Source organism: Kribbella shirazensis (genome assembly GCF_011761605.1).
Lineage (GTDB): Bacteria > Actinomycetota > Actinomycetes > Propionibacteriales > Kribbellaceae > Kribbella > Kribbella shirazensis.
This window is the reverse complement of record NZ_JAASRO010000001.1, coordinates 1,092,411-1,107,848: the sequence shown is the minus strand read 5'-3', so window position 1 is coordinate 1,107,848 and position 15,438 is coordinate 1,092,411. Positions and strand designations below refer to the sequence as shown.

13 protein-coding genes are annotated in these 15,438 nt (G+C 70.4%); 4 read left to right on the top strand and 9 right to left on the bottom strand.

What is annotated here, in order from left to right:
- Positions 1 to 40: 40 nt before the first annotated feature.
- A complete protein-coding gene (locus tag BJY22_RS42845) occupies positions 41 to 1,408 on the top strand; it encodes an ATP-binding protein (RefSeq protein ID WP_167204053.1) in 1,368 nt (455 codons plus the stop codon).
- A 5-nt stretch (positions 1,409 to 1,413) separates the two neighbouring features.
- On the opposite strand, the gene BJY22_RS05380 is transcribed toward BJY22_RS42845, so the two are convergent.
- Positions 1,414 to 4,239 carry an AfsR/SARP family transcriptional regulator gene (locus tag BJY22_RS05380; RefSeq protein WP_167204052.1) on the bottom strand — a complete coding sequence of 942 codons (2,826 nt, stop codon included), beginning with the start codon at positions 4,237 to 4,239 and terminating at the stop codon, positions 1,414 to 1,416.
- Positions 4,240 to 4,280: 41 nt separating this feature from the next.
- Here BJY22_RS05380 and BJY22_RS05375 point away from each other — a divergent pair, with 41 nt between their 5' ends.
- The gene (locus tag BJY22_RS05375) at positions 4,281 to 5,141 is read left to right on the top strand and encodes an NAD(P)-dependent oxidoreductase (RefSeq protein ID WP_167204051.1); all 861 of its coding nucleotides are present in this window, start codon (positions 4,281 to 4,283) and stop codon (positions 5,139 to 5,141) included.
- On the opposite strand, the gene BJY22_RS05370 is transcribed toward BJY22_RS05375, so the two are convergent.
- Positions 5,138 to 5,386 (bottom strand): hypothetical protein, encoded by a 249-nt coding sequence (locus BJY22_RS05370; protein WP_167204050.1) that lies wholly within the window; start codon positions 5,384 to 5,386, stop codon positions 5,138 to 5,140. The two genes, BJY22_RS05375 and BJY22_RS05370, sit on opposite strands and share 4 nt — an antisense overlap.
- Positions 5,383 to 5,904, bottom strand: a complete 522-nt coding sequence (locus BJY22_RS05365) for a sigma-70 family RNA polymerase sigma factor (protein WP_167204049.1) — start codon at positions 5,902 to 5,904, stop codon at positions 5,383 to 5,385. Before BJY22_RS05365 ends, BJY22_RS05370 begins: the two co-directional genes overlap by 4 nt.
- 262 nt (positions 5,905 to 6,166) lie before the next feature.
- Between BJY22_RS05365 and BJY22_RS05360 the strand changes: the two genes are divergently transcribed.
- Positions 6,167 to 6,763: a ParA family protein gene (locus tag BJY22_RS05360; protein WP_167204048.1), complete on the top strand. Its 597-nt coding sequence runs from the start codon at positions 6,167 to 6,169 to the stop codon at positions 6,761 to 6,763.
- 59 nt (positions 6,764 to 6,822) lie between these two features.
- Here BJY22_RS05360 and BJY22_RS05355 read toward each other — a convergent pair whose 3' ends face one another.
- From BJY22_RS05355 to BJY22_RS05335, 5 genes are all read right to left on the bottom strand, one after another.
- Positions 6,823 to 7,968 carry an ROK family transcriptional regulator gene (locus BJY22_RS05355; RefSeq protein WP_337758221.1) on the bottom strand — a complete coding sequence of 382 codons (1,146 nt, stop codon included), beginning with the start codon at positions 7,966 to 7,968 and terminating at the stop codon, positions 6,823 to 6,825.
- Between the two features lie 74 nt (positions 7,969 to 8,042).
- On the bottom strand, positions 8,043 to 8,948 hold the full coding sequence (locus BJY22_RS05350) for an oxygenase MpaB family protein (protein ID WP_167204046.1): 906 nt from the start codon (positions 8,946 to 8,948) through the stop codon (positions 8,043 to 8,045).
- Between the two features lie 33 nt (positions 8,949 to 8,981).
- The gene (locus tag BJY22_RS05345) at positions 8,982 to 12,314 is read right to left on the bottom strand and encodes a S8 family serine peptidase (protein ID WP_167204045.1); all 3,333 of its coding nucleotides are present in this window, start codon (positions 12,312 to 12,314) and stop codon (positions 8,982 to 8,984) included.
- Positions 12,315 to 12,418: 104 nt separating this feature from the next.
- A complete protein-coding gene (locus BJY22_RS05340; protein WP_167204044.1) occupies positions 12,419 to 12,952 on the bottom strand; it encodes a GNAT family N-acetyltransferase in 534 nt (177 codons plus the stop codon).
- Between the two features lie 9 nt (positions 12,953 to 12,961).
- A complete protein-coding gene (locus BJY22_RS05335) occupies positions 12,962 to 14,257 on the bottom strand; it encodes an NsdA family TPR-like regulatory protein (RefSeq protein WP_167204043.1) in 1,296 nt (431 codons plus the stop codon).
- A gap of 230 nt (positions 14,258 to 14,487) precedes the next feature.
- Between BJY22_RS05335 and BJY22_RS05330 the strand changes: the two genes are divergently transcribed.
- Entirely contained in the window at positions 14,488 to 14,652 is a 165-nt protein-coding gene (locus BJY22_RS05330) for a hypothetical protein (RefSeq protein ID WP_167204042.1), read from the top strand.
- Between the two features lie 379 nt (positions 14,653 to 15,031).
- Here the strand turns inward: BJY22_RS05330 and BJY22_RS05325 are convergent, their stop codons facing one another.
- Positions 15,032 to 15,424, bottom strand: a complete 393-nt coding sequence (locus BJY22_RS05325) for a MarR family winged helix-turn-helix transcriptional regulator (RefSeq protein ID WP_202890999.1) — start codon at positions 15,422 to 15,424, stop codon at positions 15,032 to 15,034.
- Between the last annotated feature and the right edge of the window lie 14 nt (positions 15,425 to 15,438).

Below are 15,438 nucleotides of genomic sequence, written 5' to 3'. Positions count from 1 at the left end.
GGTACAACTAGTTTGTACTACAAGAGCCTGAGAGGTCGCCGTGGACCAGATCGTTGGCAGGGTCGCCGAGCTCCAGGAGCTGGAGCGGAGCTGGCAGAAGGCGCAGCAGGGTGAACCCCAACTGGTGGTGCTGTGGGGCCGCAGACGGGTGGGGAAGACGTACCTGCTGACGCACTTCGCCGAAGGGCGGCGGGCGGTCTACTTCACCGCGACGCGTCAAGACAGCGAGGATCGGCAGCTTGCGAGGTTCGCCGGCTCCGTCGCGGAACAGTTGGGCGAGGATGTCGCCGATCTGATCGGCGGGAGCTTCTCGGACTGGGAGGCAGCGCTCCGTTTCGTGTTGCGGATCTCCGTCGAGCAGCCGCTCCTCGTCGTACTCGACGAGGTGCCACGGCTCTTGACCGGTCGCGCCGACTTCGCCGATCTGCTGTCGGCGGTCTGGGAGGCGAGGTCGCGGGACAGTCGCATCCTGCTGGCGCTGACCGGCTCCGCGGTCTCGGTGATGGAACAGATGTTGGGGCCTGACGGAGGATTGCATCGGCGGCCGACCGTCGAACGCCGACTGGATCCGTTCTCGTTCGCTGACGCCAGGGCGTTCCAGCCGGCGCTGCCGGCAGCGGACTATGTCCAGGCGTACGCCGCATGTGGTGGGTATCCCCTGCATCTGCAGCGATGGGATCCGGCGCTCACGCCCGCGGAGAACCTGCAGCACCTCGCCTTCGAACCCGGTGGGATGCTGCTGCGCGACGCGATGGACATCTTGAGCGAGGACCTCGATTGGCGCGGTGGGTACGAGCGCGTCCTCGCGGCACTCGGCTCCGGGGTACGCCGGAGGTCGCGGATCGCGAGCCGTGCACAACAACGCATCGACTACACCCTCGACCGATTGCGGCGTGCCGGCTACGTGCGAGCGGCACGTCCGTTGGGTGCGCCGGCAACTGCGGATCCGCTGTACGAGATCGCCGATCCGTACCTGTCCTACTGGTTCTCCGTGCTGCGGGAGGACGCGGACCTGGTGGAAGGGGGCCAAGGGCAAGCGGTTCGGCATCGCGTCGAGGGTCGCTGGCAGTCACATGTCGCGCGGGTCTTCGAGGAGGCTGCGCGTGATCACGCCGTACGACTGGCCAGAAGTGGCGAACTGCCGATCGGGATCGCTGTAGGCCGGTGGTGGCGGGACGAGGTCGCAGAGGTGGACGTGCTCGGACTGCTCGATGACCAGACCCGGCTCCTGGGCGAGGCCAAGTGGCGCGATGGCGGGCCGACCAGTCGCGACCAGCACGTCCTGGCCGGCAAGCTGGCCTACCTGCCGCCTGCCCACCCGGAGTTGGAACAGGTCTTCTGGACGCGGGCAGGTAAGAGTTCCGCCACCGCGAAACTGCGCCACTACACCGCCGAAGACATGCTCTGAGTCGCTCAGCGCCAACGGGCGCGGATTCGGGTTAGGTCGTGGTGTTCGGCGGGTGGGAGGGGGATGCCGGATTGGTGGCGGAGGGTTTCGGCTTGGGTTAGGAGGGCCTCGGCCTCGGTGGGGTCCTCGGTTGCGCCGGCCAGGCCCTCCAGGGCCAGTGCGACGGCTCGGGGGTCTCCGGTGCGTCGGGCGGCTTCGTGGCCGCGCTCGTGGAGGGTGCGGGCGGTCGCGAGGTCGCCGCGTTCTTCGGCGATGAAGCCTAGTTGGTTGCTGATGAACGCGATGCCCGGCGTCCCGCCGATCTGGGTCAGCCAGCGGAGCCACTTGGTGAAGAGCCGTTCGGCGTCGTCGAGCCGGCCCTGCCGCCGGGCGGACAGTCCGAGACCGACCTCGGCGTACTCCTCGGCCGACTTGTTCGACTGTTCGACCGCGAGCCGCCGGGCCCGCTCGTGCAGTTCGTCGGCCCGCGCGTAGTCGCCGGTCAGCAGCGCGATCCGGCCCAGGCCGGCGGTCCGGAACGAGACCTCCGTCCACAGCCCGAGGTCCTCCGCGCGCCGGATCGCGTCCTCCAGGTACGCCGTGGCGGTCGGGTAGTCGCCGCTGATCTCGGCCGCCACGATCAGTGCGTACGTCGCCTGCAGCCGCCCCCAGTCGTCGTCGAGCTCCTCGAACAGCTCCAGGCTCCGCAGGCTGTCCCGGCGCATCGCGTCCAGGTCCGCGTGCACGATGCTCAGCTGTGCCCGGGTACTCAACGCCGCCGCGAGACCCCAGCGGTCGTCCCGCTCGGTGAAAGCCGCGATCGCCCGGTCGATGCGATCGGTGAGGACCGAGGCGTCGCCGTACGCCCACCGGGTCATGGTCAGGAACCACAGCGCATGCGGATCGTCGCCGACGGCTCGTAGCGCTTCCTCACCGGCCGCGGCGACATCGGTGCCCTCGGCATCGGTCGCGGCCATCCCGGCCAGCCAGACCATCGCCTGCCCGCGGAGCGCCGGGTCCTGACCGGGCACCGCGAGAGCGGCGGCGAGCGTACGGCGTGCTTCGCCGAGGCGGCCGCGCAGGTACCAGTACCAGGCGAGCGCGGTCGCCAGCTCCAGCGACGGCGGAATGACGCGGAAGTTCGCCACCTCCTGGTCGAGTCGCCGCAGCCACTCGCGCTGACCAGGCCCGTGCAAGTCGGCCCGCTGCGCGAGCGCCAGGTAGTACGTTGCGTGCTTGCGTCGGGTCTCGGCTTCCTCTCCGGCCTCTGTCAGCCGCTCCAGGCTGTACGCCGCCACGGATTCGAGCAGGTGGTACCGGCCGGCCGTCGCCACCACGAGCGACTTGTCGACCAGCGCCAGTACGAGGTGCTCGGGCAGATCACTGACCTGCGCGGCCGCCTCCAGGGAGAACGTTCCGGCGTGCACCGCGAGTCGCCGCAGCATCCGGCGCTCGTCGTCGTCCAGCAGGTCCCAGCTCCAGTCGATCGTCGCCCGGAGAGTCCGCTGGCGCTCCGGGCCGCCCTTGCCACCGGCCAGCAACCGGAAGCGGTCGTCCAGGCGGTCAGCGAGGCCCTGGACGCCGAGCGCCCGGACGCGGGTCGCAGCGAGCTCCAGCGCGAGCGGAATGCCGTCGAGCCGCTCACAGATCGCCGTCACGTCGTCGGTGACGCCCGCACGCGCCTGGAACAACACGACGGCCGCAGCTGTGGTCAAGGGCGGTACGTCGAGCACGAGCTCACCGGTCAGCCCCAGCGGCTCCCGGCTCGTCGCGAGGATGCGCAGACCGGGTGCTGCCGCGAGCAGACGCCGTACCAGGCCTGCCAGGTCCAGGTGCTCGCAGTTGTCGAGGATGAGCAGGAGCTGCCTGCTGCCGAGTGATTCGAGCAGCCGTGGGAGGAGGTCGCTCGACTCGTCTCGGAGACTCAGTGCGGTGGCCAGCGCGTCGAGGACCTCGCCCTGCCGCAGTGGGGCGAGTTCCAGGAGGCGTACGTCGGTCCCGTGCTGGCGGCCCAGCTCAACGGCCAGGCGGGTCTTTCCGACCCCGCCTGGACCCACCAGCGTGACGAGACGGTTGGTTGCCAGCTGCTGCTGCGCCGCGGCCAGCATCTCGTCCCGTCCGACCAGGTCGTTCAGGGGTGTCGGCAGCGTGGGTGGGCGCCGGAGTGCCGGGTCGTGACGCAGGATCGCTTGGTGGAGCTCGGCCAACTCCGGACCAGGGTCAGCGCCCAGCTCCTCGACCAACGCGTCACGGAGCTCGGCGAACGCCTGGAGCGCATCATGCTGCCGGCCTGCCCGGTAGAGGGCCTTCAGGTGTATGGCGTGCAGCCGCTCGTCGAGGGGACGTTGCTGGACCAGCGCGGTCGTCTCCTGGAGCACCTCCTCGCCACGGTTGGACAGCTCCTCCAGAGCAGTCACATAGAGGTCCTCCAGGCGGTCACGGGTCGCGCGTGCGAATTCGTGATCCCGCACGTCGGCGTACGCCTGACCGCGCCAGAGCCCGAGCGCCTCCCGCAGTCGGCCGGTCCGGATTCGCTGCTCGAAGACGTTGCTGTCGACAACGTCCGTCGCCAGCCTGTAACCGGCCGGGCCGTGCTCGACCAGCCGGCGCGCCCCGGGCTCGGCGCGCTCCAGCGCGGTGCGCAACTGGGAGACGCGGGCCTGCAGCGTGCCGGTCGCGTTGCGCGGCGGGCGGGTCCCCCAGAGGTCGTCGATCAGCCGGTCCGCGCTCACCGGGCGGCCCTCGTTCGCCAGCAGGTCGAGGAGGAGGGTCCTGACCTTGGTGTCGGGTACGGCGACCGGTTCGCCGGCGTCCGTCCGCACGAGCAGCGGACCGAGCACCCCGAAGTACATACCCGTAGTAAACCCGTAGCGGGTTCTCCGACGATCGGCGCATGAGTTCACAAGAAGCAGTGACAGTGATCGGGCTCGGCGCGATGGGCTCGACGATGGCCTCGACGTTCGTCGCGGCCGGCCATCCGACCACCGTCTGGAACCGGACCCCCGGCAAGGCGGCCGGGCTGGGGGCGACCGAGGCGGCCACCGCGGCCGAGGCCGTGGCGGCCAGTGAGTTGGTGGTCATCAGTCAGGTCGACTACGCCGCGATGTTCGAGTCGCTCGCCGACGCGGACCTGAACGGGCGGGTCCTGGTCAACCTGAGCTCGGACAGCCCCGAGAAGTTGCGTGAAGCGAGCCGCTGGGTCGCCGAGCGCGGTGGAACGCTGGTGACCGCGGGCATCATGGTGCCGCCGCCGGGGATCGGGAAGCCGGGGGCGTACATCTTCTTCGCAGGTCCCGAGGAGGCAGTGACGGCGCACAAGCCGGCACTGGAGGCGCTGGGCCGCGTCGACCACATGGGCACCGACCCCGGTCTGGCGATGCTCTACTACCAGGCCATGCTGAACATCTTCTGGACCACGTTGATCAGCTACTTCTACTCCGCGTCGCTGGTCGGGAGTGCGGAGCGCCTGCAGCCGTACGCCGCGACGATGCTCAGCGACCTGACCGAGGACGGGCCGATGGGCTTCCTCCGCATCTCCACGGCGGCCATCGAAGCCGGCGAGCACCCCGGCGCCGAGAACAACCTGCACATGCAGGCCGTCGGCGCGGAGCACGTGGTCCAGGCGTTCGCCGAGTCCGGCCTCGACGTCACGGTGCCGGGGGCGGTGGCTGAGCTGTTCGCCCGAGCCGACGAGGCGGGGTACGGCGCCGACGGCCTGACCGCTCTGGTCGAGATGGTCCGGAAGCCGCGCTAGCCGGCTGTGGTCAGTTTGCACGAGCCGTCGGTGCAGTCGCGCTGGAGCTTGCCGCGGGAGATGGTTTCGAGCAGGCCGACGACCCAGCAGGTGGGGCAGCCGCGGAAGGCGATCAGGGCGACGGGGAGGAGCAGGAGGCTGAGGAGGCCGACGGCCGGGATCAGGGCGACTGCGGCGACCACGCTGCCGAAGCCGATGACGCCGCGGAGGAGGTGCCGGGGTAGCGAGGTGCTGGCGAAGGTCATGTGGGGGCTCCGAGGGATTCGCGGACGGCGGTCCGGGCGCGGTGCAGGCGGGACTTCATCGCGGGGACGGTGAGGCCGAGGGCCTTGGCGACCATCGGGCCGCTGTAACCCTGGACGTCGCGGAGGACCAGGACACTGCGCTGGTCGGCGGGCAGTCGCGCGATCGCCGCGGCGACTGCCTGCGCTTCCAGTTGCCGCAGGGCCTCGTCCTCCGCGGACGGGGCCGGTTCCGGTGCGATCGGGTGGTCGCGCAGTACGGCGCGGGCGCGGCGGAGGCACTCGTTGCGGATGATCCGGAACATCCACGAGGTCAGCGCGCTGGTCGCACGGAGCATCCCGATCTTCCGGTAGAGGATGATCAGCGCTTCCTGTGCGGCGTCCTCGGCGTCCTCCGGCGTCGCGCACAGCGTCCGGGCGAACCGCCGTACGGTCGGGTGGGAGTCGGCGACCAGCGTGCTGAGCGCGTCGACGTCGCCGTGCTGGGCGGCGCGGATCAGCTGTTCGTCGAGGTCAGCCACGGGTCCGCCGGCGGAGGACGACGACGCTGCAGGTGCCGAGCAGCAGGATCGCGACGATCGCGGCAATGGTCAGGGTGACGGTCATGGTGAGCTCCTTCGTCGACTGCGATGACAGGGGTAAGAGCCGCCGGCCGACGGAAAGGATTCACGGCTGAAGTGACCTTGAACTTGTACACGTGGGCCGGGGGCAACTATCACGACGTCGATCGAGCAACGCCGACGACACGCCGGTAAACGCGCCGAAGCGGGTAAGTTCACTCTCATGATCATCGTGACAGCTGCACTGAAGGGCGGGGTCGGTAAGACAACCACGTCGGTGTACTTGGCCGCGCTGGCATCTTCCAACCGCCGCACATCCACCCTGATCGACGCGGATCCGCAAGGCAGCGCCGCGGACTGGATCGCGGACTCCGAGGACGGCCAACTGTCCAGGGTCGAGATCGCGGAGGCGCCGACCGAGCGCCTGCTGAACAAGGCCCTGGACAAGGTGCCACCGGAGGGCATCGGCATCGTCGACATGCCGCCGTCCCACGAGCGGCTGCTGAACAAGGCGCTCGAACGGGCCCGGATCGTGATCATCCCGACCCGCGTCGGCGGTGTCGAGACGCCCCGGGTGAAGGCCGTGCTGGACCTGGTGCCGGACGACGTACCGTCGGGGCTGGTGATCTGCTCGGCGCGGACGTACACCCGGTCGTACCAGGAAGCGATGCAGCAGTACGCCGCCGAGAACATCCCGGTCTGGGGCACGATCCCCGAGCGGGTGTCGATCACCGCCGGACCGACGGGACCGCTCGCGGGCGACGGCCTCGACTCCTACAAGAAGGTCTGGCGCAAGATCCTCGCCGCGGCCCGCAGCTGACCGTCCTCGCGAGGTGTGCCTTCTCCCCTGCTGGACGAGGGGAGAAGGCCCCTCGGGTGTCAGCGTCGGAGCGGCGGCTCGCCGCGGACGTACGAGCGGAGCACGGTGGCGGCGGCGCCGCGGGCCCAGTCGTCGAAGGTGTGGGAGCGGAGCACCAGGCGGCAGTCCCCGGCAGCGCCGAACGCGTGCTCCGCGAACGCGCGCCGCATCCGCTCCTCGTACAGGTCGTACTCCGCGACGCCCTCGCCCGCGATCATCACCAGTTCCGGGCCGACCAGGTTCACCATCGCGGCCAGCGCGGACCCGATCACCTCACCGGCCCGGTCGAACGACTCGCGCGCCTGCTCGTTGCCTTGGTGCGCGAGATCGACCGCGCCCGCCAGATCGAGATCCGCCCGCCCGGTCGTCTCCCGGGTGCGGGCCAGGATCGCGTCCGACGACGCGACGGTCTCCACGCAGCCACGCCGGCCGCAGGTGCAGACCAGGTCGCCCGGCGCCAGCGGTAGGTGGCCGAGCTCGCCCGAGACGCCGTACGCGCCGGACACCACCTCGCCGTTGATGTACAGCCCGCAGCCGATGCCGGAGCCGATCGTCACCACCGCGAACGAGTCCGCGTTCACGCCGGCCCCGAACCAGTGCTCCGCGACGGTCAGCGCGCGGACGTCGTTCGACACCACGATGGGCAGCCGGACGCGTTTGCCCAGGAGCTCCGCGACCGGCACGGTGCGCCAGCCCATCAGCGGTGAGTCCCGGACGACGCCGTGCGCGGTGTCGACGTCCCCGGACACCGCGATCCCGATCCCGGCCAGCGGGCCGGCCGTCGCCGGACCCGACTTGAGCGCGGCGATCAGCGCCTTCACATGGTCGGCGAGCTGCTCGATCACCTGGTCAGGGTCGGTGCCGTCCAACGCGTCGTGCCGGACCTCGAGGATCCCGGCGGTGAAGTCCGTCGCGACCCCGATCAGGCTGGTCGGCGTCACCTTGACCCCGATCACCGAGACGCTGCTCGGTACGACGGTCAGCGGGCTCACCGGCCGCCCGATGCCGACCTGGTTGTCGCCGTCCGCCGGCGGCGCCTGATCGGTGACGAAACCTGCCTCGATCAGCGGCGCGACCGCCTTCGTCACGGCCGCCTGCGACAGCCCGGTCCGCCGCGCGATCTCCACCCGCGGGATCGGGCCCTGGGTCAGAATCCTGGTCAGCACCTCGACTCCCGCCGGCGTAGCCAGGGGGAGCGGACGATGAGGACGCAGCGGCACGAGAACAACCTACAAGCGCGTCATGTCTCCGCGCCGGTTCCCGCCGGCGTTGGTGCGGTCAGTGTTGGTGACGCGAGGGCCCAGCGGATCGTCCTGGTGAGCCCGTCGCCGGCCGCTCGTACGACGGTCCGCTCGGCCAGCGGGAGGTACGGGAGCCGCAGCGGCAGTCTGGTCCACCACGGGAGCAGTCCGACCGCAGCGGCCGTCAGTACGGCGTACGCGGGGCGGGCAGCCCACGGTACGGGCGGGTGTATCAGCATGAAGCGGGCCGCCTGGCGAGCTTCCGTCGTACCGCGGAGCTCGGGCCGGTAGTCCTTCAGCAGCTGCTGCACCTCGGCGACCGTGGTGGGCGGGTCGATCACACCGAGCTTCCCGGCCACCAGTGCCGCGTCCGCGACGTACTGGTCCTGCTCCTCGGCGTTGAGCGGATGCGCGCCGTACCGCTGGTGTGCGGCGAGGAAGCTGTCCACCTCCGCCACGTGCACCCACTTGAGCAGGTGCGGGTCCGACGCCCGGTACTTCACTCCGTCCGGGCTGGTCCCGCGGACGCGCTCGTGCACGGACCTGACGTGGGCGATCGCCTCCTCGGCGTCCGGGATCGCGCCGTACGTCGTGATCGCCAGGAAGTAGCTGGTCCGCCGCAGCCGTCCCCACGGATCGCCCTGGTACCCGGAGTGCGCCGCCACGGCAGCCATCGCCAGCGGGTGCAGGGACTGCAGCAACAGCGCCCGCAGTCCCCCCGCGAACATCGACGCGTCACCGTGCACCCGCCGGATCGGCTGGTCCGGCGCGAACCAGCGCGGACCGGGTGTGTTGTGCACCCGGTCCCGCTCGGCGTGCGGGTCCGGACCCGCGACCTTCGTGAGAATCATCCGCGCCAGGCTGTCCCGCAGTGGGTTCAGCTGGTCGGGCAGGGTGGCGGCCATATCTCCAGGATGCCCCGCCACCCCAGCGGACGGTCAGCGCACGGGCACCAGGTCCAGGACGGTCTGGTCGACGGAGTTGCCGGCGCGGTCGGTCACGGCGGCGCGGACCGACAGGGTGTGGCCTGGACGCAGCATGTGGGGAGCGACGACGGTCCGGTAGCCGTCCTTCGTCCGGATCAGCGGAACCGGCGACCAGTGCTTCCCGCGATCCGAGGAGACCCAGAGGCGGGACGACTCGACCGTCGAGGTGGCCGCGTGGGGCAGGTACCCGACCCGGAGGTCGAACACCAGCGGCCGGAACGCCGGAGCACTGCCGTCCAGCGCCACGTACGGGTCGTAGTCGAGCCGCATCATGGGCGGCCGCACCGGATTCTCGTCCGCCGTCGCCGGTGGCGTGGCCGTGAACTCCCAGGTGGTCCTGGCCTCCGTCGAGGACGGCAGCTGATCGTTCCTCCAGCTGTGTTCCAACCGCCAGCGTGCGGGACCGTCGGGTACGCCGAAGAAGCCGGACGTGTCGTCGACGTCCCCGACCAACTGTCCGTTGCGATGCAGCGTGAGCCGCGGCCGCGTCGCGAACTGCGGCGTGTCGAGCACTCCCACGTGTCCGGGATCGGCCACGCCCACCTGCACATTGAAGACCCCGCCGTAGAAGTCGCTGAGGGACACCTGCGGGTGCATCGCCGTACCGAACACCGAGCGCACCCGCTCACCCGGCTGGTAGCTGCGGAACGGGTCGTCGCAGACACCGGACTGGCCGGTCGACGGCAGGTCCAAGCATTGCCACCACCGGATGCCGGGCCCTGCGGACAGCATCTCGATCCGGTGCGACGGCACCTCGGTCGTCTGCCAGATGGACCCACCGAAGTTGGTCACAGCGCTTGCGGATCCACGACCGAGGTCGGTCGTGCCGCTGCCCCAGACGCCACCGAACGTGGTGTCGACGCGGGCCATGTTCCGCACGGCCTTTCGGTCCAGGTTCTTCGCCAGCGGCAGGGTGAAGTGGTCCGCGCTCTGGTAGACCTCGTACACGTCCGGATCGCTCCGATGCGCCTTCTTCGTCGCCTGGAGCTGCCACCGGGTCACCGTCTCGGTGATTCCTGTCGTGGGCGCCGCGGTCGGCTGGAGATAGATCCGGCCGGCGGTCACGTCGTCCATGCTCGGGTAGAGCTCCTCCGCCTGCCACTTGCCCGGTTGCGAGCCGCGGAGCGCGGAGAACGCCGCCGTGGTGGCTTTGGTCGGCACGCCCTCGACGACCGGAATGTTCAGCCGCACCGTCCTCCGGGCATCCAGGGTGACCGCCGTCTCGCCGGTGACGATGTGGTTGGGTCCGCCGACCAGAGCGAGTGTGTCGCCGGTGGTGACCCAGCTGTACATGCTCCACTCGCCCGGAGACAGCCGGCGGGTGGCACGCCCCTGCTCGTCCAGAACGAACTGCACGAAGCCTCCGGTCGCGGCGTTGAACGCGTTCACCCATCCGCCGCTCACCGGTTGCCCGGCGCGGTCGAGGACCTGGACCGCCACGTCGTACATCGGGGGCTCGTCGTAGGCGTTGAGGGCGAGGCGCAGGAGGTCCTTCCCGTCGGCGCCGAGCAGATCGACCGAGCCCTGCCACATGTCGTCGGTGATCACGGCGGGGTCCAGCGTGACTGTCAGGCGGGCCGTGCCTCCGGGTGCGACCGTGACGGTGGCCGGCGAGACGACGACGGCGGTGTCGGGCGCCGGCGTACCGACGACGGACTGCACTTGGTGGTCTGCTGCCGTGACGGTGACCGGTGTGCTGCCCGGGTTCGTCAGCGTCACGGTGCGGGTCTGCTTCGCGTCGTCGGGGTGGCGGATCGCGCCGAAGTCGAGGACGCCCAGGTCCGACGACAAACCGGCGGAGGTGGCCTTGTCGAGGTTCACCCGTCCGCTGCCGGACCACGAGGTGTACGTGCCGGTGTCGTCGACCGCGCTGCTGAGCCGTGCCTTCAGCTGTTGCCAGGTCAGCTCGGGGTGCTGATGCAGCAGCAGTGCGGCCGATGCGGTGACCAGCGGTGTCGCCTGGGAGGTCCCGGAGTACGCGACGTACAGGTCTCCGTCGCGGGCACCCGCGCGGGCGCCGGGGATGTCGACCCCGGGAGCCGAGACCTCCGGCTTCTGCACGTACGACCAGGTCGGGCCCTCGCTGGAGAAGTACGCCTTATGGTCCGTGCCGTCCACGGCGCCGACGGTCAGGGCGGACGCCGCAGTCCCCGGACTCTGGATCGAGAACGGGGCCGGCCACGGCAGGCCGTTGTTGCCGGCGGCCACGACGAACAGTGCTCCGCTGCTCGCGGTCAGTCGGTCGACCGCCTCGGCCAGCAGATCCTCGCCGTACTGCGGTGCGCGTCCGCCGAGGCTGACGTTCACCAGATCGGCGTTCTGCTCGACCGCCCACTCCATGCCGGCGATGACGCCGGACGTGGTGCCCTCGTCCTGGGCGTTCAGCACCTTGCTCGAGATCAGCTCGACGCCCGGCGCGACGCCGTGCCGGGCGCCGTCCGATCCGGCGCCGGTACCGGCGACCAGCGAGGCCACGTGCGTGCCGTGCCCGAGATCGTCCTGGGTGCCCTCACCGGTGAAGTCGGCCGCGGCGGTCACCTTGCCGGCGAGCGCCGGGTGGCCGCTGTCGATGCCGGAGTCGACCACCGCGACCTTGACGCCACGCCCGTCGAGTCCCCGGTCCCAGGCCTCCGGAGCGTTCATCTGGTCCAGGTAGCTGTCCAGTGGGGCCGCTGTACCGGTGGTGGTCGAGGCGCCTTGCACGGCGGCGTCCAACCAGATCTTGGCCGGCCGCGGCGCGCCCGCGGTCAGCGATGCGCCGAACGTGGCGGTCCGGGACTTCGCCAGCCGTCCTGCCGTCGCGTTCATCGTGGCCAGGTGACGGGTCGGGGCGAACCCGGTGCTCGCCATCGTGCGTGCCCCGGGCGCCTCGCGGACGATGATGGGCGTGTCCGCGCGGTGCGCGTCGTCGTACCGCATCTCGACCAGGCCGGTCACGTCGAAGAGCGCGGGATCGAGGACGGACGGCACAAGACCCTGGACCGCGTGGGGCACGACGGTGATCCGGCCCTTGTCGTTGCGGATGGTGTAGCCGGTGGTCGTCGTCCGGCCGTCCCGGGAGCGTACGTCGACGCGCGGCGTCCCGCTCTTGGTCGGGGTCAGGGTGACGCGATCGCCGGTCAGCAGGGTCACCGTCGCAGGGGCCTTCAGGGACGGTACGCCGCTCGCGGGCGCGGGGGTGGGCTCGGCGGCGGACGCCGTACCCGGGGAGGAGACCGCGGACAGCACCAGTGCACTGGTGAGCAGGAGCGCTGTCCGGGTCCGCAGTGTTCTCGACAGGGGCATGCACTGTGTCATACCTGATCAGTCAGGAGCGTGACCATCGAATGCGGGTGACGGATCCCGGACATGACGGAACTTTGCCAGCGCCACCGGCCGGCAGCGGCGGGTCAGCCCGGGAACTCGCCCTCGAGCAACGAGTAGAGCACGGAGTCGCGCCAGTTGCCGTTCGTGAAGACGTGGTCGCGGAGGTGCCCCTCGTAGCTGAAGCCGAGGTGTTTGACGACCGCGATCGAGGCCTCGTTCTCGGGGCCGATCGCCGCGGTCACCCGGTGCCGGTCGAGGGTGCCGAAGGCGAAGCGCAACAACACCCGGGCCGCGTCCGTCGCGTACCCGTGGCCCCAGTGGTCGGCGCCGATCGCGTAGCCGAGCTTGGCCGCCCAGGGCCCGCTCGGCGCGATCCGGGCGAAGCCGATCACGCGGTCCTCGTCCGGCCGGGTGACGGCCAGCATGTAGTCGGGCCGGTCGTCCCTGGCCGACCGCTCGATGATGCCGGACAGGTTCTTCTCGGCCTTGGCACGGTCGTAGCTGTCGAAGGCCATCCAGGTCGTGACGCGGTCGTCGCCGGCGATGGCCAGGTAGTCGTCGAGGTCGGTTGTCCGGAATTCCCGCAGCGTGGTCAGGGCACCGTTCAGCGGCTCCATCCGGGCAGGCTACCGGGGGTAGGTCTGCATCGGCGTCCGCGTGAAGACCTCGATCTCCTCCTGGAGTTCGCGGGCGTCCTCGGCCCGTCCGGACTGCCGCAGTGCCTGGTGGACCCGGCGCGCGGAGTGCACGACACCGTTGATCCGGCGCTCGGTCGGCAGGGTCAGCACCGGGGCCAGCGCGTCCGCCGCGCCGTCCAGCTCGCCGCTCGCGATCCGGGTGATGGCCATCGCGGCGTGGCTGCCCGCGGCGTCGCCGAAGGCCCACTCCGGGTGGTTCTGGTCGGTGTAGGCGTCGACCGCCTGGCTCGAGTACCGCTGCGCCTGCTCGACCTCACCGGGCAGCCAGGCGAGGGCGTCGGCGGCGTAGTACAGCTGGCGGTTGCGGCCGAAGGTGCACAGGCCGCCCATGTCGTCGAGGTCGTCGTTGCGGACCGAGTTCCACGCCTCTTCGGCGCGCTCCAGCGCGGCGCGGGTGGCCTCGGGGTTGCCGAGTGCGGCCCAGGCGCGGGCCTCGCTGACCGGCAGCCAGACGCTGGTGGTGCTGTTCGCCTGCTCGGCGTATCCGGCGCCGAGCTGTGCGTAGCGGACGGAGTCGTGCGGGTTGCCGGCCCAGTAGGAGACCAGCGACTGCAGGCCGCGCACCCAGGCGCGCAGGCCGTGGTGGTCGGCGTTGTCGGCGCAGAGGAACGCCGTCCGCGCCTGGGTGAGCGCGGCGTGCGGGTTGCCGAGGTCGTGGGAGGCCTTCGCGAGCAGACCGCCGGTCACGCCGGCCAGGAAGTACAGCTGGCGGTGGTTCTCCGGGCGCTGCCGGCTCTCCAGCAGACCGAACACCAGGTCCTGCGTCTCGACCAGCTGGCCGAGGATCTCCGGCAGCGGACGCTGCGGGTACGCCTGGGCGGCGTGGCGGACGTCGTCGTACACCTGTTCCATGGCCTCGCTTCCGAGACCGGACTGGGCCGCGAGGGCAAACGCCCTCGCTCGGCTGGCAGCCATGTCGAGAACCTCCATCTCATTACCTGTCGTGATCCGTCCACTCGCGGCAGGTGCCGGCACCACCTGGGCGGCCTGCTCGGCGACGTACGGCGCGAGGAGCTCCTCGACCGGCTTGCCGAACATGCGTTGCAGGGTGCGCCGGGTCTGAGGAGTGGTCCCCGCGCGCTCGCCCGATGCGAGGCGACGCAGGTGCCGCTCGGTGATGGTTCCACCCAGCTCGACGAACTCGGCGACGATCTCGGAGTAGGTCTGGTTCCGGCGCTGGATCAGGTGCGCCAGGACCGTCTTTGGCGCGTACCTACCCGCCATCGTTCCTCCCGTTCACGTCAGTTCAGACGTTGTCTCGACTGATGCCCCACGACAAGGTGCGGTCCCCCAGATGTCCGCCAGAGGACCGGAAGAGGTCCGGCAAAGGTCCGGTCCAGGTCCTAGAGCGGTCACGTTGGGCTCGTGCACCATTACTGCCATGACAACCAGTAAGTCCAACTGGTTGCAAGGCCTGAGAGTTACGGGGTGAGTAAGTAGTGACCATCGCGGAAATGACGTCGAGACAGCACCGCCGCAGGGTCCGGGTCTGGTTCGGCGAGCATGTCATCGCGCAGTACGTCGCGGAAGCGCCGCTGGCGGCCCGCTACGAGCAGGCGATGCGGCGCCGTTTCGCCGGTCTCAAGGTCACCAACGACCTGCTCGGCCCGCTCGACTGAAACACCGAATGCTTCCGGGTCCTCCTCAGACCCGGTGAGCTGCTCCCTGGGGTCTCCTCACGTCCAGGGGCAGCGTTGGAAGGTCCGGAGTTCTCCTCAGCTCCGGGCGAAACCCGAGGTGCGGTCCGGAGCCCTCCTCAGCTCCGGACCGCACCGCCCACCCGACCCGGCTGGGCTTGGCGGCTGACCCCTGTATCGCCGCCGCCCAGCCGTTCCAACCACCTCCTGGCCGACACCTCGGGCCAGGCTGGGCCGAGTGTCCTGGGCGGTAGGACACCGGAGGCTCCCGTCACCTCACCGGGAACCTCCCCCTTGAGGTGGCAAGCTCCGAGTGTGACCGCCGCGCCTGGGCGGTCACACTCGGAGCCTCCAGTCGTTCTCAGGCCAGGTTGGCGGCCATTCGTCGCAGTACGCCGACCGCGGCCAGGTACTCGTCGTTCGTGATGCCGTTGGTGACGCTGCGGCGATGGGCCTGGACCTTGGTGGTCAGGGCCTGCAGCGCCCGCTCACCCTCAGCCGTGAGCGTGTCGCCGGCCAGCCAGCCGCGCTCGACCAGCGGGGTGGTCACCGCGGCGAGTTCTGCCGGGTCGCCGCTCAGGAACGGCGACAGTTCCGCCGCGATCGTCCGCGGGCCGGCCGCCGCGTTCAGCGCCTGCCACTGGCGGCGCGTCAGCCCGTCGTCGGCGAGCAGCCGCTCGAACGACGCCTCCAGCCGCCGGTCGACCTCCTTCAGCCACCACCCGATAGGCTTGTTGTCATCCGACATACACATGTCAATGAGCATAT